At 44.4% G+C, this 21,585-nt stretch carries 21 protein-coding genes and 1 rRNA gene; 17 read left to right on the forward strand and 5 right to left on the reverse strand.

Features of this window, described 5'->3' with window-relative positions; translation table 11 throughout:
• Positions 1-352: 352 nt before the first annotated feature.
• The 7 genes from coxB to J2T16_RS19480 all read left to right on the forward strand — a co-directional run bounded on the left by coxB (position 353) and on the right by J2T16_RS19480 (position 6,327).
• A complete protein-coding gene (coxB, locus tag J2T16_RS19450) occupies positions 353-1,405 on the forward strand; it encodes a cytochrome c oxidase subunit II (RefSeq protein WP_154892194.1) in 1,053 nt (350 codons plus the stop codon).
• 71 nt (positions 1,406-1,476) lie between these two features.
• Positions 1,477-3,327 (forward strand): cytochrome c oxidase subunit I, encoded by a 1,851-nt coding sequence (gene ctaD, locus J2T16_RS19455; protein ID WP_418792773.1) that lies wholly within the window; start codon positions 1,477-1,479, stop codon positions 3,325-3,327.
• Complete coding sequence (locus J2T16_RS19460; protein ID WP_336121235.1) at positions 3,324-3,950, forward strand: cytochrome (ubi)quinol oxidase subunit III; 627 nt, start codon at positions 3,324-3,326, stop codon at positions 3,948-3,950. Before ctaD ends, J2T16_RS19460 begins: the two co-directional genes overlap by 4 nt.
• 3 nt (positions 3,951-3,953) lie before the next feature.
• Complete coding sequence (locus J2T16_RS19465; protein ID WP_090918552.1) at positions 3,954-4,274, forward strand: cytochrome C oxidase subunit IV family protein; 321 nt, start codon at positions 3,954-3,956, stop codon at positions 4,272-4,274.
• A gap of 171 nt (positions 4,275-4,445) precedes the next feature.
• Positions 4,446-5,378 (forward strand): cytochrome c oxidase assembly factor CtaG, encoded by a 933-nt coding sequence (gene ctaG, locus J2T16_RS19470; RefSeq protein ID WP_336121234.1) that lies wholly within the window; start codon positions 4,446-4,448, stop codon positions 5,376-5,378.
• 32 nt (positions 5,379-5,410) lie between these two features.
• The gene (locus J2T16_RS19475; RefSeq protein ID WP_090918548.1) at positions 5,411-5,875 is read left to right on the forward strand and encodes a DUF420 domain-containing protein; all 465 of its coding nucleotides are present in this window, start codon (positions 5,411-5,413) and stop codon (positions 5,873-5,875) included.
• Between the two features lie 80 nt (positions 5,876-5,955).
• Positions 5,956-6,327 carry a hypothetical protein gene (locus tag J2T16_RS19480; RefSeq protein WP_154960588.1) on the forward strand — a complete coding sequence of 124 codons (372 nt, stop codon included), beginning with the start codon at positions 5,956-5,958 and terminating at the stop codon, positions 6,325-6,327.
• 121 nt (positions 6,328-6,448) lie between these two features.
• On the opposite strand, the gene J2T16_RS19485 is transcribed toward J2T16_RS19480, so the two are convergent.
• Positions 6,449-6,808, reverse strand: a complete 360-nt coding sequence (locus tag J2T16_RS19485) for a hypothetical protein (RefSeq protein WP_139168873.1) — start codon at positions 6,806-6,808, stop codon at positions 6,449-6,451.
• Positions 6,809-7,025: 217 nt separating this feature from the next.
• Between J2T16_RS19485 and J2T16_RS19490 the strand changes: the two genes are divergently transcribed.
• From J2T16_RS19490 to J2T16_RS19515, 6 genes are all read left to right on the forward strand, one after another.
• Positions 7,026-7,739 (forward strand): hypothetical protein, encoded by a 714-nt coding sequence (locus J2T16_RS19490; RefSeq protein WP_499019073.1) that lies wholly within the window; start codon positions 7,026-7,028, stop codon positions 7,737-7,739.
• Between the two features lie 92 nt (positions 7,740-7,831).
• Positions 7,832-8,221: a GntR family transcriptional regulator gene (locus J2T16_RS19495; protein ID WP_090919013.1), complete on the forward strand. Its 390-nt coding sequence runs from the start codon at positions 7,832-7,834 to the stop codon at positions 8,219-8,221.
• 12 nt (positions 8,222-8,233) lie between these two features.
• A complete protein-coding gene (locus J2T16_RS19500; protein ID WP_445648446.1) occupies positions 8,234-9,136 on the forward strand; it encodes an ATP-binding cassette domain-containing protein in 903 nt (300 codons plus the stop codon).
• 21 nt (positions 9,137-9,157) lie between these two features.
• Positions 9,158-10,060 carry an ABC transporter ATP-binding protein gene (locus J2T16_RS19505; protein ID WP_499019074.1) on the forward strand — a complete coding sequence of 301 codons (903 nt, stop codon included), beginning with the start codon at positions 9,158-9,160 and terminating at the stop codon, positions 10,058-10,060.
• Entirely contained in the window at positions 10,053-11,351 is a 1,299-nt protein-coding gene (locus tag J2T16_RS19510) for an ABC transporter permease (RefSeq protein WP_499019085.1), read from the forward strand. The genes J2T16_RS19505 and J2T16_RS19510 overlap by 8 nt, the downstream gene beginning before the upstream one ends.
• A 188-nt stretch (positions 11,352-11,539) precedes the next feature.
• Complete coding sequence (locus tag J2T16_RS19515; protein ID WP_145407867.1) at positions 11,540-11,722, forward strand: hypothetical protein; 183 nt, start codon at positions 11,540-11,542, stop codon at positions 11,720-11,722.
• Positions 11,723-12,044: 322 nt separating this feature from the next.
• Here the strand turns inward: J2T16_RS19515 and J2T16_RS19520 are convergent, their stop codons facing one another.
• The 4 genes from J2T16_RS19520 to J2T16_RS19535 all read right to left on the reverse strand — a co-directional run bounded on the left by J2T16_RS19520 (position 12,045) and on the right by J2T16_RS19535 (position 17,372).
• Positions 12,045-13,463 (reverse strand): MDR family MFS transporter, encoded by a 1,419-nt coding sequence (locus J2T16_RS19520; protein ID WP_499019075.1) that lies wholly within the window; start codon positions 13,461-13,463, stop codon positions 12,045-12,047.
• 150 nt (positions 13,464-13,613) lie between these two features.
• Positions 13,614-14,084 carry a MarR family transcriptional regulator gene (locus tag J2T16_RS19525; protein WP_154892201.1) on the reverse strand — a complete coding sequence of 157 codons (471 nt, stop codon included), beginning with the start codon at positions 14,082-14,084 and terminating at the stop codon, positions 13,614-13,616.
• Positions 14,085-14,407: 323 nt separating this feature from the next.
• Positions 14,408-16,114, reverse strand: coding sequence for a CocE/NonD family hydrolase (locus tag J2T16_RS19530; RefSeq protein ID WP_499019076.1), 1,707 nt, complete (start codon positions 16,112-16,114; stop codon positions 14,408-14,410).
• Between the two features lie 25 nt (positions 16,115-16,139).
• The gene (locus J2T16_RS19535; protein WP_499019077.1) at positions 16,140-17,372 is read right to left on the reverse strand and encodes an MFS transporter; all 1,233 of its coding nucleotides are present in this window, start codon (positions 17,370-17,372) and stop codon (positions 16,140-16,142) included.
• 200 nt (positions 17,373-17,572) lie between these two features.
• Here J2T16_RS19535 and J2T16_RS19540 point away from each other — a divergent pair, with 200 nt between their 5' ends.
• The 4 genes from J2T16_RS19540 to J2T16_RS19555 all read left to right on the forward strand — a co-directional run.
• Positions 17,573-18,322, forward strand: a complete 750-nt coding sequence (locus J2T16_RS19540) for an IclR family transcriptional regulator (protein ID WP_251509851.1) — start codon at positions 17,573-17,575, stop codon at positions 18,320-18,322.
• A gap of 140 nt (positions 18,323-18,462) precedes the next feature.
• The gene (locus J2T16_RS19545) at positions 18,463-19,326 is read left to right on the forward strand and encodes a DUF421 domain-containing protein (protein WP_154892205.1); all 864 of its coding nucleotides are present in this window, start codon (positions 18,463-18,465) and stop codon (positions 19,324-19,326) included.
• Between the two features lie 200 nt (positions 19,327-19,526).
• A complete protein-coding gene (locus J2T16_RS19550) occupies positions 19,527-20,750 on the forward strand; it encodes a TraB/GumN family protein (protein WP_154892206.1) in 1,224 nt (407 codons plus the stop codon).
• Positions 20,751-21,397: 647 nt separating this feature from the next.
• Positions 21,398-21,585 (forward strand): 16S ribosomal RNA (locus J2T16_RS19555); the annotation flags it as partial.

The raw sequence follows: 21,585 nt of genomic DNA on the forward strand, positions 1-21,585 counted from the left end.
ATTTGGCAAAATTTTTCAGTGGTTAATTGTAATACTTTTAAGTGAAATCGTTTGCAAACCAAGTTGTGATGCGGTTTTATACATAAAGTGAACAATTTGTGAACATGTGTCCAAAGATTGACAAAATCATACCCTCAACTTATATTTAATAAGTGATTGAAGCATATAGAATGAATTGGAAGAATGCGCAGACATGCCCTGGACAGGAAATGACGGGAGTACTGGAAGCGTTATTTTTGTAAGCATCCTATATGATGAAGAGGATTATGTGTATCGTGCTGAAACGTACATGTGTTGCCTTTGTACCGACGACAACGTAATCTACGAAAACGTAAAAAAGTGGGGTAGATCAATGATGAAACAGTGGCAGGTTGCAAAGCGAATTCTCCCCTTGCTGGCGGTGTTCTCTTTGCTGCTATCCGCATGCGGGCGGGAAGACTTGTCAGTAATGAAACCTCAGGGTCCTGTGGCGCAAGGCCAATATGATCTGATGAAGCTGTCTATTGCGATTATGATCGTGGTGCTCATCATTGTATTTGCAATTGCTGCCTATGTCCTGATTAAGTTTCGCAGACGAGCCGGGCAGAATGAAGTACCCGAACAGGTTGAAGGCAATTTCAAGCTGGAAGTAATATGGACAGCCATTCCTCTATTGCTGGTCATTATTTTGGCTGTACCAACAGTTCAGACGATTTTCGCCCAAGGTGAAGATTTGTCGAGCGACAAAAACGCAGTTAAGGTCCAGGTAACCTCACATCAGTATTGGTGGGAATTCACTTATCCTCAGTATGACATAACCACCGCTCAAGACCTCATCATCCCGACCGGAAAGAAAATTGCATTCGAATTGAAAACCGCGGACGTGCTTCATTCCTTCTGGGTGCCGTCACTTGCGGGCAAAATGGACACAAACCCGGATGGAACACTGAACAAATTCAGCTTCTCTGCTCCAAATGAAGGCGTTTACCGTGGTAAATGTGCCGAGTTATGCGGTAGATCTCATGCTTTCATGGAATTCAAAGTTAAGGCTGTTAGCCAGGAGTCCTTTGACCGCTGGGTTAACGCGATGAAAGCGCCAGCTGTGCTTCCTGAGGACACACAGCTTGCTGAGAAATTCAAAACGAACTGCCTGTCTTGCCACGCTGTAGGCGATCAGGGCGGACCTGTTGCACCTAACCTTACAGGTATTGGTGGCAAGGAATCCGTCGCAGGTATTTTGCTGAATCAACGTGAAGGTCAGGAAGAAGGTAAACCGGTACTGGATAACATGAAAGAGTGGCTTCATGATCCACAAGCTGTGAAGCCGGGCAATACGATGCCAAGTCCGAAGAGTCTGGGACTGACGGATGAAGAAATCGACGGAATTGCCGAATATTTGGCCAATTACAAATTGGACTACGAATAGAACAGCAAGGATGAAGAAGGGGGTACACAACCTTGGCTCATGCGCATAGCGTCAAGCGGTACAAGGGCTTGATGGACTGGATCACCACCGTCGATCACAAAAAAATCGCCGTTCTTTACTTGATTGCAGGCGGACTTTTCTTCGGCATTGGCGGAATTGAAGCCATTTTGATCCGGATTCAACTGATGAAGCCGATGAACGATTTTGTATCGGCGCAAGTGTTTAATGAATTGATTACGATGCACGGAACTACGATGATTTTCCTTGGCGTGATGCCGATTATTTTCGCCATTATGAATGCGGTGGTCCCTTTGCAGATCGGGGCACGTGACGTAGCGTTCCCTTTTGTTAACGCTCTGGGCTTCTGGACATTTTTGTTCGGTGGTTTGTTGCTTAATCTGAGCTGGATCATGGGAGGCGCGCCGGACGCAGGCTGGACATCATATACACCTCTCTCCGGTTCGGAGTATAGCGGAACACACGGTGTAGACTTCTATACGATCGGTCTTCAGATCGCCGGTCTGGGTACACTCATCGGAGGCATTAACTTCCTGGCTACCATTATCACCATGCGTGCGCCAGGCATGTCCTATATGCGGATGCCGATGTTTACCTGGACCACGTTTATTACATCAGCCATTATCCTGTTTGCTTTTCCTGCCATCACGGTGGGCCTTGTATTATTGACGTTTGACCGTATTCTCGGTGCGAATTTCTTCGATGTTGCAGGTGGCGGTAACCCCGTGCTCTGGCAACATATCTTCTGGATTTTCGGACACCCGGAAGTTTACATTCTGATCTTGCCGGCATTCGGCATTATCTCGGAGGTTATTCCAACCTTTTCGCGTAAGCGGTTGTTTGGATATAGCTCCATGGTATTTGCAACCATTCTGATTGCCTTCTTGGGCTTCATGGTATGGGCGCATCACATGTTTACGACAGGTCTGGGTAACGTGGCCAACGCGTTATTCTCGATCTCAACGATGCTGATTGCGGTTCCGACAGGGATCAAAATCTTCAACTGGCTCTTTACGATGTGGGGCGGACAGATTCGCTTTACGGCGGCCAATCTCTTTGCTGTCGGATTTGTACCAACCTTCGTTATGGGTGGGGTTACCGGTGTCATGCTGGCTTCTGCACCTGCAGACTTCCAGTTCCATGACACGTACTTTGTTGTAGCTCACTTCCACTATGTTATTGTGGGCGGACTGGTTCTCGGATTATTCTCCGGACTTCATTACTGGTGGCCGAAGATGTTTGGTCGTATTCTAAGTGAGTCGCTCGGGAAGTGGACATTCTGGACATTTATGATCGGGTTCCAGCTGACCTTCTTCGTACAGCATTTCCTCGGTCTGATGGGGATGCAACGCCGGATTGTTACATACTTGCCGAATCAGGATTTTGACCTGCTTAACCTGGTTAGCTCCATCGGGGCGTTCCTCATGGGCGTAGGGGTCATTATCTTCCTGGTGAACATCGTCATCACGACAAAGAAACCAATCGATGCACCAAACGATCCGTGGGAAGACGGCCGTACACTGGAGTGGACGATTCCATCGCCGCCGCCAGAGTACAACTTCAAACAAACACCACTGGTACGTGGTATCGATGCATATTGGAAAGAAAAGATGGCAGGCAACAAGGAGATGACTCCGGCGGAGCCGGTAGGTTCCATTCATATGCCATCTGCTACACCGTTGCCGTTTGTGATGTCGGTAGGTATTTTTATCGCCGGACTTGGACTAATGTTCAGCAAAGACAAATTCGAAATGGAATTCATGAATTTTATTTTCAATAATTATATTGTGCTTATTATCGGTCTTCTCATTACATTTGGTGCGATGGCACTGCGCTCATTATATGACGATCACGGCTGGCACATTGAACCCGAGGATCAGGACGAGAAGGGGGCGAGAACATGACAACCTCACATGCCGAGCCGGTAAACAGCAAACTGCCGCACGAACCAGAGAAGGCAACGCTGGAAGGACGCAACAAGCTGATTGGCTTCTGGCTGTTCCTTGGCGGTGAGACGGTACTGTTTGGTACACTCTTCGCGACCTTCCTCGCACTTCGCGGGCAGACCAATGATGGACCTACAGCGAATGAACTGTTCCATCTGCCGCTTGTGGCAGCAGCAACCTTCATCCTCTTGGTCAGCAGCTTGACGAGTGTATTCGCCATTCAGGCGATGCACAAAGGGAACCGAAATTCACTGGCTTTGTGGCTGGGGATCACAGTTGTTCTAGGTCTGGGATTCCTTGGTCTGGAGATTTACGAGTTCTACGAGTACGTGAAACATAAAGAGTTTGGCATGACCACGAGCGCCTTCAGTTCGGCATTCTACACGCTGGTCGGGTTCCACGGAGCCCACGTTGCATTCGGTATTGTGTGGATCGGAATCATTATCGGGCAACTGTTCAAAAAAGGATTAACGGTCGTAACCGCACCGAAAGTCTATGTCTCAGCCATGTACTGGCACTTCATCGACGTTGTGTGGGTGTTCATCTTTACGGTCGTGTACCTGCTCGGAAAGGTGGGGTAACACATGTCCGCTCAGGATCAAAGTGATCAACAGCCGGTGAAGCACCGTCACCGTGCGGAAGGGCCTTCGAAGCATGTCGTCGTGTTTATTTTCTCCATTATACTCACGTTGATTGCCTTTGCAGCTGCTGCAGCCGGAGGGGTTAACACAACCTTCACCATTATTATTATGGTTGTCATGGCCATTCTGCAGGTATTTGTGCAACTTGGTTACTGGATGCACTTGAAGGACAAAGGCCACTTGATGCCAATACTATTTATGGCCTTTGGATTTTTCGTAGCCTTTACATGTATTATTATGGCCCTCTTCTGGGTCTGGTGGTAAGAGAGATGGCGGCGGCGAATGCCGCCGTCTTTTCCCCTTTTATACGAGTGAATGATGAATGATGGAGGTTTGCATCTCTGGATCGTTCCAATGTACCGTCATCAAGAGAGTATGACATCGTGGTAAGTGAAATAAATGTTCACCAAAACAGGTCACGGGGAGGTTTCCCGTATGCTCGGGTTGCAATATTTTAGTTTTGACGACTTATGGAGTCCGCTTATTCTTGCTTTATTTTTGATTATTGCGGCAGCCTATCTTGTATTAGTGGGTCCGTTCAGCGAGAAAGTACGGGGTGCTGAGCCGGCAACTACCGGACAGAAGGTCATGTTTCTCGCAGGTCTATTCGCTCTATATCTGGCACAAGCGGGTCCCTTCAATCTACTAGGTCATGTGATGTTCAGTTTCCATATGGTGAGCATGGCATTATCCTACCTTGTTGCTCCGCCATTGATGATGAAAGGTTTGCCGACTTGGGTATGGCGCGGTATTGTGCGCTGGCTGCCTACTCGCAAGCTAGCCTTCCTGGCGCATCCCATTGTAGCGGCAGTGTTGTTCAACGGACTGTTTTCCTTGTATCATCTGCCCGTTGTGCATGATTATGTCATGTTGAATTTTACCGTTCACCGGTTGTATTATATCGTACTTTTTATCACATCCATGCTGATGTGGTGGACGTTACTTAACCCTCTGCCAGAGGGTAGACAAGCGTCAGGTTTGTCGAAGGTTGGATTTATCTTTTTGAACATGGTGTTATTAACGCCTGCATGTGGATTGATTATTTTTGCCTCCGAACCGCTGTATCAGACGTATAGCAATCCGGCTGTATGGGCTGAAGCGATGAGGTATTGCGTATCGGGCGACTCCTCGGCGATTCTTCGTTCATTCGGAGGGCCGGCGTTCTTTAATGTCCTGTCTTCTACGAAGGAGGATCAGCAGGTGGGTGGGATTCTTATGAAGTTTATCCAGGAGGGTATCTTTGTCTCCATGCTGGCTTATGTGTTTTCTCAATGGTATCGGAAAGAGAGACAGGAAGAGGATGATGATCTCTCGCCTGCTGGTGGCGGTAAAGAGCAGGGGCCGCTCAATCCGGCCGCCAAATCGTGAGTTTAATGTGACGACAAAAGGGGGAACACACGATGGATATGTATTTTTGGCTGCCTACAATCAGTACTTCGTTCATTGTGCTTAGTGCGATACTTGTGGCGATTGGCTGGGCTTTAATTATTCGTGGTAAACGTGAGGCACACCAGTCTGCTATGGTAGCGGGAGCGATCGCAGCTCTAATCTTTTTTGTAATCTACATGTCCCGCACTGTATTTGTTGGTAATACGGCTTGGGGCGGAGACCCGGATATGGAGATCTTTTACCGCATCTTTCTGATCTTTCATATTATTCTGGCCACGGTTGCCGCTGTATTTGGTATCTCGACACTGGTACTTGGCTTCAAAAAGAATTTTGGAAAACATCGCCGCTGGGGGAAATTTACCTCCATCATCTGGTTTGGCTCTGCACTGACAGGTACGGTGGTATATGTGTTGTTATATCTGCTCTATCCGGGGGGACACACAAGTCCGGTATGGGAAGTTATCCTCGGCGCTTAAATGGATGAATCTCGCAGATGATTAGTCCATACCATCTCTCTTATTCATTCATAGAATGAGTTTGAGAGGAGGGAACCAAAATGAAAAAAACAGTCAGCATCAGTCAGACGTATCCTCGTCTTACCGTGTATTCCGAAGAGAACTACAGAGGAAGAAGCCGCATTTATCGTGGTAACACTGGACTTCGCAACCTGGACAATATTTTGGACGGGGTTGAGAGCCTGCGCTTCTTTTCAACGAGTTCGAATGCAACACTTGTGGTGTTTACACGGCCAAACTTCCAGGGAGGCTTCCGTGTCTATCGCGGGAACACCAATCTGAGAGATTTGGATGACTTGATCCGCGGCGAAGATGTAGAGTCGTTGATCTCCACCAATCAGCGTCTCACTTTGGCTGAGATTCGCGCCATCCGTAGAAACCGCAGCTTGCCAACAGGCTACAACCTCGTGTAAGACATGAGCTTCTTCTGCTATCAGGTGACCGGAAAAGAAAAAGAAAAAGAGCTGTGCCCTTCTGTGATTGATTCACAGTGCCGGGTACAGCTCTTTTTCTAATGAGACAGAGCAGGAATTGTTAGTCTCCGCCGCCACCGCTATCTCCACCTCCGCCACTATCCCCACCGCTGTCGCTGCTTCCGTGATCACTGCTCGAATGATGATGAGAGCCCGAAGAAGAATCTATATCGTGATGTTTGTGATCGTGATGGAGTCGGTGGTCGTGAGTGGGCCTGGTATGCGAGTCCGTCGAAAAGTCAGAGGTCATCATAGAAGAAGACGTAGCCGAGCTAGACGAATGATGATGCTGTCTGGACTGTCTGGAATGCCTTTTGCTGTCACTTTTGCTCTTAACCCGACCTGGCTCACTTCGAATGATGAGCCAGATCATCGCAAGGATAAAACCAAATACAAGTATGGGCTCAATAAGCCATCCCATAGGGTGATCATTCCTCTCAACTAAAATCGCTGTGTATATCTTATCGCAGAATGGATTCTTTTCCTATCCTGCTTTCCTGATTCAGGAAAAAAAGGGGTTGACGGGACATGCAATAGGTCTGTATACTGTGTATATTGATATACACACTAGACACAGTGATCAAAACAAAAGCACAGTCAACCAGATGAAGGAAGACAGTTGAAAGGCAGGCATAGATATGGATGCATGGAAGCAAGCGTGGTGGCTAACCCGTAACGATTATAGTAAGGATAAGCTGCAGTGGTTATGGTCTGCCATATTTATGATCTACACAGGCAGTATGAGCGGCGTAATGCTGATTGGGCAGCAACAGAGTAATTTTATTAACCCGGTAGTAGATGCGTTTTTTCTCATTATGCTCCCGTTCCTAGGATTTCTTTTCAGCAGACGTTCCTTCCGCTACATACAAGAAGATTCCTACACACAGTTGCTCGCCTTTTATCGAAGGCTCCCGATTCCGAATGAAACTGTGATGTGGTCGAGACTGCAGCAATCTCTGATTGCATTCGCATATAATGGTTTTTTCTTCTACGGATCATTATATGCAGTCAGATTACACACGGAAGGCTTCACATGGGATCAGTATTTAGCCTTTGCGCTGAGTTGCACGGGATATGGACTTCTAATTACAGGATTGTATATTTACGGAGAGTTTCTCTTCAGTGGTAAAAAATATTTGATGCTTAGCTTCATGTTCTTACCGATGGCTGTTGTGATATCTGTTCTGATCCGCCTCTCGGGTAATTATGGATTCTGGTATGTAATACACTACAGTAAACTGTGGGGCTTGTTATCTCCAATCATGTGGATTGCGGTGGTTGCAGGTTTGGCAGCATTATGGGGGTTCAGTCGAGTGACGTTGAAGAAGCTTGCCGTGAGAGATCTGAGTTAGAAGGCGGCAGAATTAGTGATAAAAAGAATAAAGGATGAAACCGGCACGTTCAGGCAAGTGAGTGAAGTGTACCGGAGGGCGAGGTGCAAGATGTGAAGATACCCATTCAAATAAATGAGAATAGCGCTGAACCTTTGTATCACCAGATTGAGAACCAATTAAGGTCGTTAATTATAACGGGTCAACTGGGGGAGGGGACACATTTGCCGTCCATTCGCGAATTTGCCGGAGCGCTGAATTGCAGTGTAATTACGGTTAGACGGGTCTATCAGGATCTGGAGAATGAAGGTCTGCTTCGTACGAAGCAGGGGACAGGAACATTTGTGGCCCAGGTTGAGGCGGGAGAACGAGAGAACTACAGGCTGAAGGCAGCGGAGGAAGCGATGCAAGCTGCGGTGCAGTCGGGCAAAGCTGTAGGGTGTACAGAAGAGGAAATGGAAGTTTTGTTCCGGGAAGCCCTGAGAGCGAATTATTCAAAGTAAGGAGGGAGAAGTATGGTAGAATCCATAGCCGTTCAATTAAATGGTGTATCCAAGATGCGTAAACGCAGGGTTATAGGTCCGATTGATCTGACGATTCCAGAAGGATACGTTGTTGCCATTCTGGGGCATAACGGCTCTGGCAAAAGCACATTGCTTAACATGTTGCAACAAATTGTACTACCGGATAGTGGTGAGATCATATGGTTTGGACAGGAGAAGCATTCGGGGATACTTCCGATTGAGCTGAGACAACAGATTGGCTTTGTGGCAGATAACAGTGGTATTGAAGAGAATCGGATGACGCCTCAGGAGGCAGCCGATTTCAGATCACATTGGTACCCAAGGTGGGATATGAAGCTGTTCAAACAGCTTATAACAGACATGGACGTGCCAAGTGATGTGAAGCTGACCAAGATGTCCAAGGGAGAACGGAGGAAGTTTGAAATAGCCGCAGCACTTGCTGCTCGGCCTAAACTGCTTCTTCTGGATGAACCTTCGTCCGGTCTTGATCCTTTTGCCTGGAAGGTGATGGTTGAACAGTTCCGCAATTATATGGAAGGTGGAGACACGACCATTCTTATTGCCACTCATATTGCAGATGAAGTGAAGCGGCTGGCAGATTACATCGTACTGATGCACCGCGGGCAGGTTCTGGGTATGGCGGAGAAAGACCTTGTGCTAGAGCAGTGGAAGGAGATCTGGTATGAAGGAAATTTGCGGCCCGAGAATATTCCTGGTGTAGTTGAATCTTTTCAGGAAGAGAATGGCCTGATCCGTGTGATTACAACCCGGGTGAGCGAAGCGCAGGAGAGGTTGGAGTTGTCCAATCATCAGGTGCTCAAAATCCGTAATTTGGAACTGGGAGAAGTGCTGGAATATTGGATTGCCGGGTATGCACCCGTACAGTGGAGATAAACCGAAGGGAGACGATTCTGAATGAACCGATTGGAATTAAAGCAAGTCGTCAAACAGTACGCAGACAAAACAGCTGTCAATGGAGTTACGCTTAATGTAAAAGAGGGCGAGATTTACGGATTACTTGGAGCCAACGGTGCTGGTAAAACAACAACGATGCGCATGGTGCTCGGTCTGATCCACCCGGATGGCGGTAACATTTTGTACAACGGCAAACCATACAACACAGAGCTACAAGAGATTATGGGGTATCTTCCGGAGGAACGGGGATTGTATCCCAAGGTAAAAGTTAGCGAACAGATTAATTACCTGGCACGCCTTCGCGGAATGAAAGCCAAGGATGCGGATGAGAGTCTGAAGTACTGGCTGAAGCGGTTCGAGGTGCCGGAGTATTATGATAAAAAAATTGAGGAATTATCCAAAGGAAACCAGCAGAAGATGGGTTTTATTGCCGCAGTTGTGCACAGACCTCAGATTCTGATCCTGGATGAAGCGTTTAGCGGACTGGATCCGGTTAACGTAGAGTTGCTCAAATCAACGGTTAAAGAATTGCGTGATGAAGGTACAGCCATTTTGTTCTCTACACACCGGATGGAACATGTCGAGGAGTTATGTCGTCAGATCACGATACTTCATCGTTCTAACACGGTAGTGCAAGGTGAGATTAAGGAGATTAAGAGCCGTTATCCGCGTGAGCAAGTTTACCTCAATACTCTTGGACAGGTAGAAGGACTTGAGCAGCTGGCAGGTGTGAAACGAGTGGAGCAAAACGAACGTGGATATCAGATTCAGGTCAGTGAGGTTGCAGCCGCTCAGGAGATTTTGAAAACGGCAATGGCACAGACCACCGTGGAGCATTTTGAGATCAAGGAACCAACGCTTAACCAAATCTTTATTCGTGAGGTAGGTGAGTCGAATGAATAAAATGGGCACAATTACAGGTTTCACATTCAAAAACAAAGTAAAAACGAAGTCATTTATGGTTACTACCATTGTACTTGCACTTTTAATTTCGATTGGACTCAATGTTCCATATTTCATTACTTTATTCAATGGAGGCCCAATTGGCGGCGGAGCTTCCGGTAAAAATCCTGTCAACATCGGTCTTCTGACAACGGAACAGCAGGATGTAGCACAGAAGCTGGAAGACTTCTCATCTGCTCAGGGAAATCAGGCGTATCGTTTCATCGTGAGTGGGGATAAGGACGAAGCTGCATTACAGGAAGATGCGAAGGCAGGCCTGATTGATGGTTATTTGAAACTTGAAACGGTAGTAGGACAGGAGTTCCCGAAGCCTGTTTTATATTCCACAGATGACATTTCACCTCAGATCACTACGGCTATTGAATCTGCTCTGCAAAGTGTGAAGCTGGATGTCGTAGTCAAGGATGTACTGACACCTGAACAGAAGGCGTTGATTACAACACCTGTGAAGCTGACTGCAGAGAGTCTAAGCGCCGATGATGGTGAGGCTGGAGCTGGTGCGGAAAAATCAATGAGTCCGATCAACTATATCGTTGTGTACTTGCTAATCATCTTGCTGTTCACATCTACGATGATGACAGGTAATATGATTGCTTCCGAGATTACTGCTGAGAAAAGCTCAAGAATCATGGAAATTTTGATTACGAGTGTATCTCCACTCAGTCAAATGTTTGGTAAAATCATCGGTATCTTCATGGTAGGTATGTTACAGATCGGAATCTTCGGCGCAGTTATTGCGGGGAATATTCTATTACCGCACAACCGCGCAGTACTGGATGATTTCAATTTAAGTGTTAGCGACATTAATATCGCTGTAATTGTATATGGATTGATCTTCTATATCCTGGGTTACTTCCTGTACGCAGTGCTGTTCGCAGCCGTCGGTTCAATGGTCAGCCGTACGGAAGAGCTGGGGCAGGCAGTTCTGCCAATCACGATGCTGTCCCTGGTATCATTCTATATTGCACTCTTCAGCATCTCTGCACCGAATATTTTATTGCTCAAAGTTGCAAGCTTCATTCCGTTCACCTCGCCAACAGCGATTCTTGTACGGATCGGGGCAGGCGTTGCACCGACCTGGGAGATTCTTACATCTCTTGCCGTTCTGGCTGTATCCATTCTGGTCTTTGGCTGGCTCGCAGCTAAAATCTATCGCACGGGCGTACTGATGTACGGCAAACGTCCAACCTTCAAAGAGTTGTTTAAAGCGATGAAGGCGTACAAGATTTAATATTTCAAACTACGCAGCCCTTGTGCGTTGTCATAATTAGTGAGAGTATTTTCAAAATTTATGATAAATGTATATTTATGCATATTTATTTACCTAAAACAACGTAATATAACCTCTTGGCTAGAATAATGTTGTAGTGGGCATAAAAATTAAAAACAATTCAAATACACACTATGGAGGTAGTTAATATGATTAATCAATTAAATACAAAGTCCTATAAGTTAATGAGTGCAGGAGTAGTTGTTCTATTGTTAGCATCAGTCATCAGTGGAGAAGGCTCTGTAGTGAAGGATGCCGTTCAAGGGGTGATGATGGGAGCTGGAGCTGTTTTCGCAGCTGTAGGTCTATGGATGGCTGGGAGTAAAAAGTGAATGAAGAAGTAAGGAAAGGCATAGGATATCATTTCAGAATGGTAACCCTCCTTTGCAATATAAAGTCTCGATATCTATTGACTGTGCTTACTCTGGTAAGTAAAAAAGCGGCCCATCTGGGACTGCTTTTTATTTACCAGAGTTTTCTTCAATGGCATTAAATTTCGAAGTAATATCCGGATATCGTCTGTCTTTGTGATATCAGGGATTGTATGTGTTGTGTTGGCCTGGATTCGTTTTAACGCTTGATGAAAAAATGGGTGCTACTCGGCAATAGAGTAGCACCTTTTTGTTATTTACGATTTCAGTTCGTGAATCTAGTTTAAGTTGTCTTTTGCTTCTGTTTATTCGTAAGAAACAGGCCGGGGATCAAGATCAGTGCCAGAACGATCGCGGCTAAAAGAAAACCGATATGGTACGCCTGCAATTGATTTGCAATGGTTGGATGCAAGCCTTGTATGACTGTAGCAACAGCCGTCGGAATAATGGCTGAGCCGAAGCTTGAACCGAGGTTTTCAATGATATTTATCCCAACACCCGCTTCCGGAAGTTGCTTGTTGCCCAGTCCATTGTAGGCTTCGCTCATTAGTGGAAGACTAATGCCCCCAACGCTGGCACCGCGAATAAATAAGATTACTGAAATCCAGATCATACTTGTATGATCTGTGATGAAGATAAAAGGAATGGACCCAATAAGGGAAAGGAAGAGACTGACGATCAGCACATATTTTGCACCAATGCGGTCGATCATTTTTCCAATGAAAGGTCGGGTGATCAGCATACCAACGCCTTGAGGGATGAGTGCAACGGCTGTTTCAATGGCTGTGAAGTGTCGAAAGGTTTGAAAAAACAAAGGGAGTATTAACATCGGACCCATGATGGCGATATTAGCGAAGAATAGCCCGGCACTTGAGGCTGCAAAGTTCTTATGCTTAAACAAATTCATGGGCAGAACCGTTTGATTCATTTTAATACGATTATAAACGAGATAAATGAGAGCCGAAGCAAGGCCAATCCCCATCCACAAAATGGTTTCCTGATTGTTGAAAGTGGCATAATCCGCTGCTTTGGTGATTCCGTATATTAAAGCTATGCTCATAATGGATAAAACGATAATTCCGAATAGATCGAGCTTGCTTTCTTTGTTAAAAGGCTCGTAGTTTGGAATCTTTCTGATCATTAGTGGTGCAGAGATCAATACAACGAACACGTTAATGAAAAAGATCCACGGCCAAGATGCGACTTGAACAATGAACCCTCCGAGGATGGGTCCCAAAATAGGACCAAAGATCATAGGAGTGCTTACAATCGCCATGACTCTGCCTAAGTACTCTTGTCCGGTTGTCTTAACCAAGAGGGTGAACATGAGGGTGGTAATGACTCCGGCACTAAATCCCTGAAGCAAACGGAAGACGATAAAACTGGATATATCCCAGCTAACACCAATTAGTAAAGAGATTACGCCAAAAGCAATGACCGCTCCAATGAAGACCTTTTTGCTATTAAATTGATTCATAAGCCAACCAGATACCGGAACTGCAATGGCAAGGGCTAAAATATATCCTGTAATGGCCCATTGAATGGTGCTTAATGTGGTATGAAAATCTTTTGTGAGTTGACTTACAGCGATATTCACCATTGTAGAATCTAACATAGGAGCGATTGCTCCAAGAGCAATGGCCCAAGCGGTAATCAGGATATGTCTAGGTATGTCGGTTTCTTTTGCTTTGTTTGTACGCATATTACACTCCTTTAATTAATATTGTTTCCTCGTCAACCAAAATTCTATCCACTTTTAGTTTCCTTGTCAACAATAAAAAAGGTATAAAAAAAGCATCCGTATCTCTTTAGAGAAGGTTGCTCTTGGTTTTATTCTTAATTTATAGTTGTTTCACTTCATTATATCTAAACCTTGTTTCTTTATTTCAGTGTCCAAATGTTTACTGTACAGTTCAATGAAGTCCAGCATGTGATCGAATTGTTCTTCCGTTACATGCTTGAATACGGATTCATCTCTTTCCTGAAACTCTTTATGCAGTTTCTCGTGAATGTCAAATACGACTCTGCCTTGCTGGGTGAGTTTAAAAAAGACTTCTTTCTTGTTATTCGTTTTCTGATAGTCTTCGATCAGGCCTTTTTCAATGAGTTTCTTCGTTAATTTACTTATAGCGCCCTTGGTCATATACATGGACTCCGCCAGCTTGGTTACATTGGAATCTACATTTTTCTCTATAAATTCAATGCAATGGACTTCAGAAGGCTTGTACCCTTGAAGACTGCTTTCCATCTTCGATTTATTAATCCAGACTAACTTGTTAAATAAGTCCCTGAAATTCAGCATAACCTGTTCTTGCTTGTTCATGGTTAGTCACCCCATACGAGTAATATGATAAAGTGAGACAGAACATAGAAGCACCATCTTACATAGTAGTACGTGAATTAATATCACTGACAACGTTTATCTCCTACGATAAACTATAACCTTTTATAAGGGGAAATCAAATGATGGGATTCTGGGAGTCATAATTAGTGAATGTATTTTCAAAATGGATGGGACATGTAACTGAAATAGGTGCCACTCGGCAATGGAGTGGCACCTATTTATCTTCGATTCGATGGATTGATCCGATCAATTAAAGCAAGCATGATTTGCTAACTAGACTGCATTCCTTTTAAAAATACAATCTATTTAGGGAATTCAATATAACTACAATAGTTAGAGCCTGTATATAGGGTCTGAGCTGCAATCTTGTATTTGGATGTGGAAGCCCAAGGTTCTTTCACATTGGAATGTACATGGTAAGCAGGAAAATTAGAAGAAGATACTTCTGCTCGAATAAAAGAACCTTTTTGCAGTTCCCACGCTGTTGGCCACATCTCTATAATGACCTGTGCAGGTTGGTTGGGTGTATAATCCACGGGTTGATCAATGTTATTCCGATATCTCAGAGAAGTTATGCCATCGACGATATTAAAACTTTGACCATCCGGAAATACCTCGCAGATTTTCACACTAAAAGCCGTATCCTCCGCATCTGTACTAACCTCTAAGCACACTTTAATACCGCCCGTTATTTGTGTGTTTTCATCCAGTACAGCAGAGTCAAACCTCAGGACATCTTGGCGATCAGAAAAGTCAGGTTGGGCCAAACTACCATGCGGTGCACCCTTAAACGAAGGCATGATCCATGCAAGTAAGGCACTTCCTCCATGGGTAGGTACGGGGGAGGAAGGATCGTATGCATACTTCACTGTTGACGGTTGCGATGGCTTGTCGGTTAGTTGCTGTTCAGGATTATTTGAAAAGTACAAACGCCAGGTTGTATCCTGATCCGTTATGGACTGACGTTCTTCCCACCGAGAAGCTCCAATACGATAAAAGGAAATCGGGCTGAATGTGCCAGGATTCCCTTTTAGATGTATATCAAACCATTCCAAGGCCGCTTTTATTCGAAAAGCTCCCAGAAGGTTAGCATCAGGATACGTTCGTTCACCTGGTGAATTCCCGACATGATCCCAAGGGCCGACTACAAATCTGCTTTTACGTTTTACGTGATCTTGAAGCAGGTTGTAGCCTTTGAAGGCTCCCTCCAGATGATGGTCAAACCATCCCTCTACCATAAACACTGGAATATTGATCTTGGCAGGAATATTTAACAGCTCTGCCCATATTCCTTCCTGCCAGTATTTTGATTCACGGCTCGTCTCTGAAATATAGCTTTGGTAGAAGGGAAGGGTACGGCCCAAAAGTTTCTCGTCTGCTTGGTTATGAGGCAGAATGCTGAGAGAGTCTTGATACAGCTCGCCTGCATCGGTCGTCGTTTCAACCCCGGAATTCGCAAACGCCCAGGACGTATATATGTCATGCCGAAACATACCGTTCATATACATCTGTCCGTAGCGATCCACTCCAAAAAGATCTAGAAATACGGTTTTGACTTCTTTAGGCAACGAATCAGCGATAATCCAGGTTGTAAATGAACAGTACGATTGGCCGAAGAGTGCAATGTTTCCATTTTGGAAAGATTGCTGGACTAGCCATTCCAATGTATCAATGCCATCTTCGCGTTCATTCACAAAGGGAGACCACTCCCCTTCGGAAAGTCCTGTTCCTCTACAGGATTGAATAACTAGAACATAACCATGCCTGACGAATTGTGTATAGGTTGCTTCAAGCAAGTCTTGGTTATTGGGATAGGGATTACGTACGAGAATGCATGGCCAAGAATCACCTTGATTAGGCCGGTAAATCCTAGTATGAAGCTGAACGCCATCTCGCATCGAAACTATGGCTTCACTCATACCGTGGATTTCATATTTGCAAGGTGGGTTTTCCTGTTCGATCGTTTTAGTTAAACCTTCCCATTGGGGATTTACTTGGAATGATCTCATTTTTTTACACCTTCTAACGAATTTATTATGTGGTCATTCTTTTTCTGAATTGAATAGCAAATGCAAGGCAAAGGAAACCAATTGTATACGCTACCACGTTCAAAATCAATGAGGCTGAGTAGGAATGGGTTTGATCAAACATCGATCCATGTATATATACAGAAACAGCATTGGCAAATGCACCGAACATGAGAATAATAGAAAGGATTTGACTATAGTCTTTCGTTCCGAAAGATCCACGAATCAATAGAGGGATTGCAGTAAGTACGATGGCTTGTCCCATCCCGCTCAGAAATCCAGAACCATTCAAAAAGACTACATTGTTGAATACGCCTGTACTATACCATCCAGAAGCTCCAAGGAGCGTGAAAATAAGTAGTACGATGACGGGTTTAACATGATCCAACATAAAGCCCATAAGCAGTTTACCAATGGCGGCTCCAATAAGCAGGGCGGACATCACACTTGCACCTACTTGTAAACTGAAGTTTAAGCTTTGAATAAGTGCCGGTACATGTTGTGCCAGAGAGCCAGCTGCCTGAAAACAGATAATAGCTATGATAAAGCTGTAAAAGATAGGTGTACGGGATGCCTCTTTTATCGACAGACCGTTCGCTTCCACATTGTTGACTGCTTGATTTGATTCTGCTGCTGTATGGTTCGTTTCTGCACCATAAGGAAACAAACCGTTTTCAGGTTTGAATTTCATCAGAAGGGCCGTCGGTAAAAGCACGACAAGACATATAATGCCTACGATGATATAAGTTGTTCTCCATCCGTGTTCAAGAATAAGATGACTGATTATAGGATTAAAGAACGAGCCTCCGACAGCGGTCAGCGCACCTGTAATTCCAAACAAAATCCCCAGCTTTTTCTCGAACCAGTTACCGAGCAAAATAGGGATGGAGATCACAATGGAGATACTCTGCACGACTCCCAAGACTACTTTGATCCCGTAGAAAGGAGTGACGCTTTGAATGAATGAACATGCTATAAAACAAAGACCGGTTATTCCGAAAGACAGACTGAGCAGCAGTTTGGTATTGACCTTTTTAAACACTGTACCAGCAAACAACAAAGAAACTGCACCGGCAATCCCGCCAAAGGTTGCATTGAGAGCGATTTCAGCACGCGTCAAATTTAAATCTGTGCTCATCCCTCCCCAGAATAAACCGGCTGTATTGATTGTTAATCCGAAACCAACGAAGGATATAATACAGCATCCCAAAAAAATGACCCAAGCATAGTGAATTTTCATATTGTCCCCCCTGATGTGTGCACACCCCTATCATTCCACTATATGGAATGGCATTCAACTTAATGAGTGGAATTGAATTATCATTCCGTATAATGGAATGGTGTTCTTGAATGTGGAATGGGTGTGTTGTATGATTGGAATAGTAGCATACGCTTACATTATAATCAAGATAAAGATTAACGATGAAAGGTGCCTTATTAATGACCAATAAATCTAACGTAACTTTGAAAACATTAACCATTATGAAGGCTTTCATTGATGGACAAGCGGTATGGGGAGTCAATGATCTTGCACGATATCTGGAAAGTCCACCTAGTTCCATACACCGTATTTTAAAGACATTAAAAGAAGAGAACATTTTACAGACTATCCCCGAAACGAATAAGTACACGATTGGGAATGAGTGGGTACGACTTTCATCATTTATTAGTGCTAATTTTGGATTGAAATCCGTAGCTGAACCTTACCTTAAGACCTTGTCGCATGAAGTGGGACAGTCCGTGTATTTGGCACAATATCAAGAGCAGTATCAGAAGCTATCATTCATTTTAGGTATTCATAGTTCCAACATCCTTCAGTATCGCCTGGAGCTCGGAGTGCTTCAACCCATTCATATTGGAGCCAGCGGGAAAGCAATTTTAGCATTTTTAACAGATGAACAAATTAAGGAAGTGTTGAGTCAGGAAGGTGTGCCATTAAATGAGGCAAAGCAAATTATAGTGGAGATCGAGAGGATCAGAAGTGAAGGATACTCCTATACGTTCAGTGAACGTAAAAATGAGTCGATCGGATTCGGTGCTCCTATCTTTGATGCCGCGCACAATGTAGTCGGAAGCATTATTTTCGCAATCCCTTTGAGCCTGTATAAAGAGGAAGAGAAGAGTGTTATGATCGACAAAATTTTAGAGACATCCAAAGAAATTTCATATCATCTTGGACAAGTAAGATAAAAAAGTAGATGGTCTATCAGATTGCCAAGAAACTGAACAATCCAATGCATACAATCTGACGCGCATGTTAATTATAACCTTTAATAATGAAGTTATGTCATCCGAGGAATATGGACTTCATTCGGAAAGGAGCATGCGACGTGCCTGATTGGTTAGAGGTTATTATACGAACGATTTCTGCGGTAACTATGCTGTTTCTCATTACGAAGATTTTAGGTAAGCGGCAGATCTCTGAACTCTCCTTGTTCGAATATATAACGGGTATCACGCTCGGGAACCTGGTAGGTTACATCTCTTTGGATACCGACACAAGCTGGTATTTGGGCTTTCTTGCTGTGCTGGTGTGGGTTTCTTTCTCGGCAGGTGCAGAGTACCTAACGATGAAAAGTAAAAAGTTCCGTGATATTGTGGATGGAAAATCAACGATCCTTGTTGAAAATGGAGCTGTTATTCAGAAAAATCTGAAAAAGGAACGACTGACGATTGATGAGTTTTTGGAACAGCTTCGTAAGAAAGATGTTTTTCGGGTGGCCGATGTGGAATTTGCGGTAATGGAACAGAGCGGAGATATTAGTGTGTTATTAAAAAAGGAATATCAACCTCTCACCGCGGACATGTTGGGGTATCGTCTTTCTTCGGAAAAGGAACCGCGAACGATCATTATGGATGGTCGCATTCTACCTGAAACTTTAAATTCTGCTGCAGTGAGTGAGGATTGGGTCAAAAAAGAACTGCGTAAGCTAGATCTGACCTTAAGCCAAGTTTCGATCGGTCAGGTGGATAGTAAAGGAGAACTGACCGTGCAGACCGGAACGGAGGCTTTGCCCAAACCAGCCAAATCAAATCCAAATGATCAGATCAAAGACCTGGTACAACGATTGCAGGACGATTTAATTATGAGAAAACAACTTGCAGCGAACGACAAAGATCGTCTTAAATATCAGGAGGCGTTAGATCAATTTCAAACGGCAATGCATGCTTATCAAAAAACGAATCCGTCGTGAAAAGGTACATAACAAAACCATTTGAAACCCTGGCTAAAGCCAGGGCTTTTTTTATAAACTATAGTAATCTATGAATATTTGGAAAATTTTCTGGAACGAACTTCACATTAGAACGTAATATAGAAGGTGAAAGTGATCTCGTTGATCTTTGTCTACATCAAAAGTGTAGAAATTAGAAGAAGAAGGGAAATACATAATATATGAAGCAATGGAAACGCGTACTCTTATCTCTTACCGTCTCAGTAGGATTGCTCGCATCAGCAGTTCCGGCAATGGCTGCTCCGCAAGACACGGCTGTTAAAATCGATAATAAAGCTGTTACATACACTGCGGGTGCACCAATTGTTGAAAAAGGAACGACTCTCGTTCCACTCCGTACAACGCTGGATGCACTTGATGCCAAACTGGCGGGTACAACCGATGACAGTATCACAGCAATCGTCAATGGCAAGACCATAACGCTGAAAAGCAAACTTGTTCGCATCAATGGTGTTACTTACGCACCAATTCGTATCGTTGGCGATGCCGCAGGGTATGAGGTTCGTTGGGATAAGGCTACAAGAACTGTGTTGCTCGTATCCAAGGGTGACGGCACGGTTGAAACCGCTCAAAACGGTGGACGCGGCTTCATGTGGGAAGTGCAGAATAACGGCAATACCGTATATTTGGTAGGGTCGATGCATGTAGCAGACAAAAGTTTTTATCCATTGCGTCCTGAATTTGAAGAGGCGTTTGCTGAAGCTGACTATCTTGGCGTAGAAATAGATCTGAGTAAAGCGGCAGACGAAGAGCAACAGAAGTTGGTGTTAAGTCTGGGTTCATATCAGGATGGCACAACGTTGAAGGATCATATTTCCAGTGAGACATACAGCAAGCTTGGTGATATTTTGAAGAAAAAGGGGTTAGAGCCTAATGCGTTTGATGCATTTAAGCCTTGGGTGGTGGAAACTACGCTGGGAAGTCTGAAGATGTCATCAGTTGGACTGGAAGCAGCGTCCGGTGTAGATTTGTATTTTATTCAAAAAGCGATTGAGCGTAAAATCCCTGTCATTGAACTTGAATCCTACCAGTCTCAATTAGGAATGTTCGATAATTTCTCAAAAGAATTACAGGAAAAAACATTGCGTTCCACAATCGATAACTTCGATGTACTGGACAATTCCGCGAATCAGATGGCTGAGATGTGGAAAACAGGTAATGACGAGCAATTGCTGGAGTTGACCAACACCTTCTCCGATGATGAAGAGTATAACAAAGCGATGTTGATAGACCGCAATATCGGTATGGCCGACAAGATCGATGGTTACCTAAAAAACGGCAAAGGCGAAGAGTACTTTATCGTAGTTGGAGCAGCACACTATTTAGGGGACCACGGGGTTGTGAAGTTGCTAGAGGATAAAGGATATAAGGTAGAGCGCAAGTAAGGTGAGTACTAGGTAGGTAAGGTATCTGTGGTTTACTCTTTATGATTCACCTTAGTTATTTCAATAAAAGGAATGCACGTAGGAGCCCTTTCAGACGCTTAGTTTGAAAGGGTTTCTTTCTATGAGTAGGTGTCTTTATTATCTAATGATGATTGGTCGGTTACAGTTGGTGGAGAGTGAGGGTAGTGATAGACTGTGCTAATCTTTAGCTTGATATTCATTTGGATAAAAGTGGATAACTGAAATTAATAAATAAAACTTTACAAGTGGAGTCGATACGTGGTATATTCTTATTCCGGCCAAGAAAACACAGCTTACACGGTGCGGCAAGCAAATGAAAATAAGCTTCGAAAGAAACTTGAAAAAAAGAGCTTGCAAAGTTGGTTCGGACATGATATTATATAAGAGTTGCTGAAACGAACTGGTTTCGGTAGCGAGAACAAGTTTGATCTTTGAAAACTGAACAACGAGTGAGTAAACATTCTGCTTGCAGAATGACGTGAAGGTTTTTGGTACATGCCATCTGGCTGTATGGAAACTGGAACAAAAATGAGATTTTAATCTCGTCAGATTCAAAATGAGCTTATCGCTCTTTTCAATACCCCGATGAGTTTCACAGCGTTTAACGACGCTGACGGAATTCATCTTTATTGGAGAGTTTGATCCTGGCTCAGGACGAACGCTGGCGGCATGCCTAATACATGCAAGTCGAGCGGACTTGAAGAGAAGCTTGCTTCTCTGATGGTTAGCGGCGGACGGGTGAGTAACACGTAGGCAACCTGCCCTCAAGCTTGGGACAACTACCGGAAACGGTAGCTAATACCGAATACTTGTT

The organism is Paenibacillus intestini (genome assembly GCF_030803945.1).
Classification (GTDB): domain Bacteria; phylum Bacillota; class Bacilli; order Paenibacillales; family Paenibacillaceae; genus Paenibacillus; species Paenibacillus polysaccharolyticus.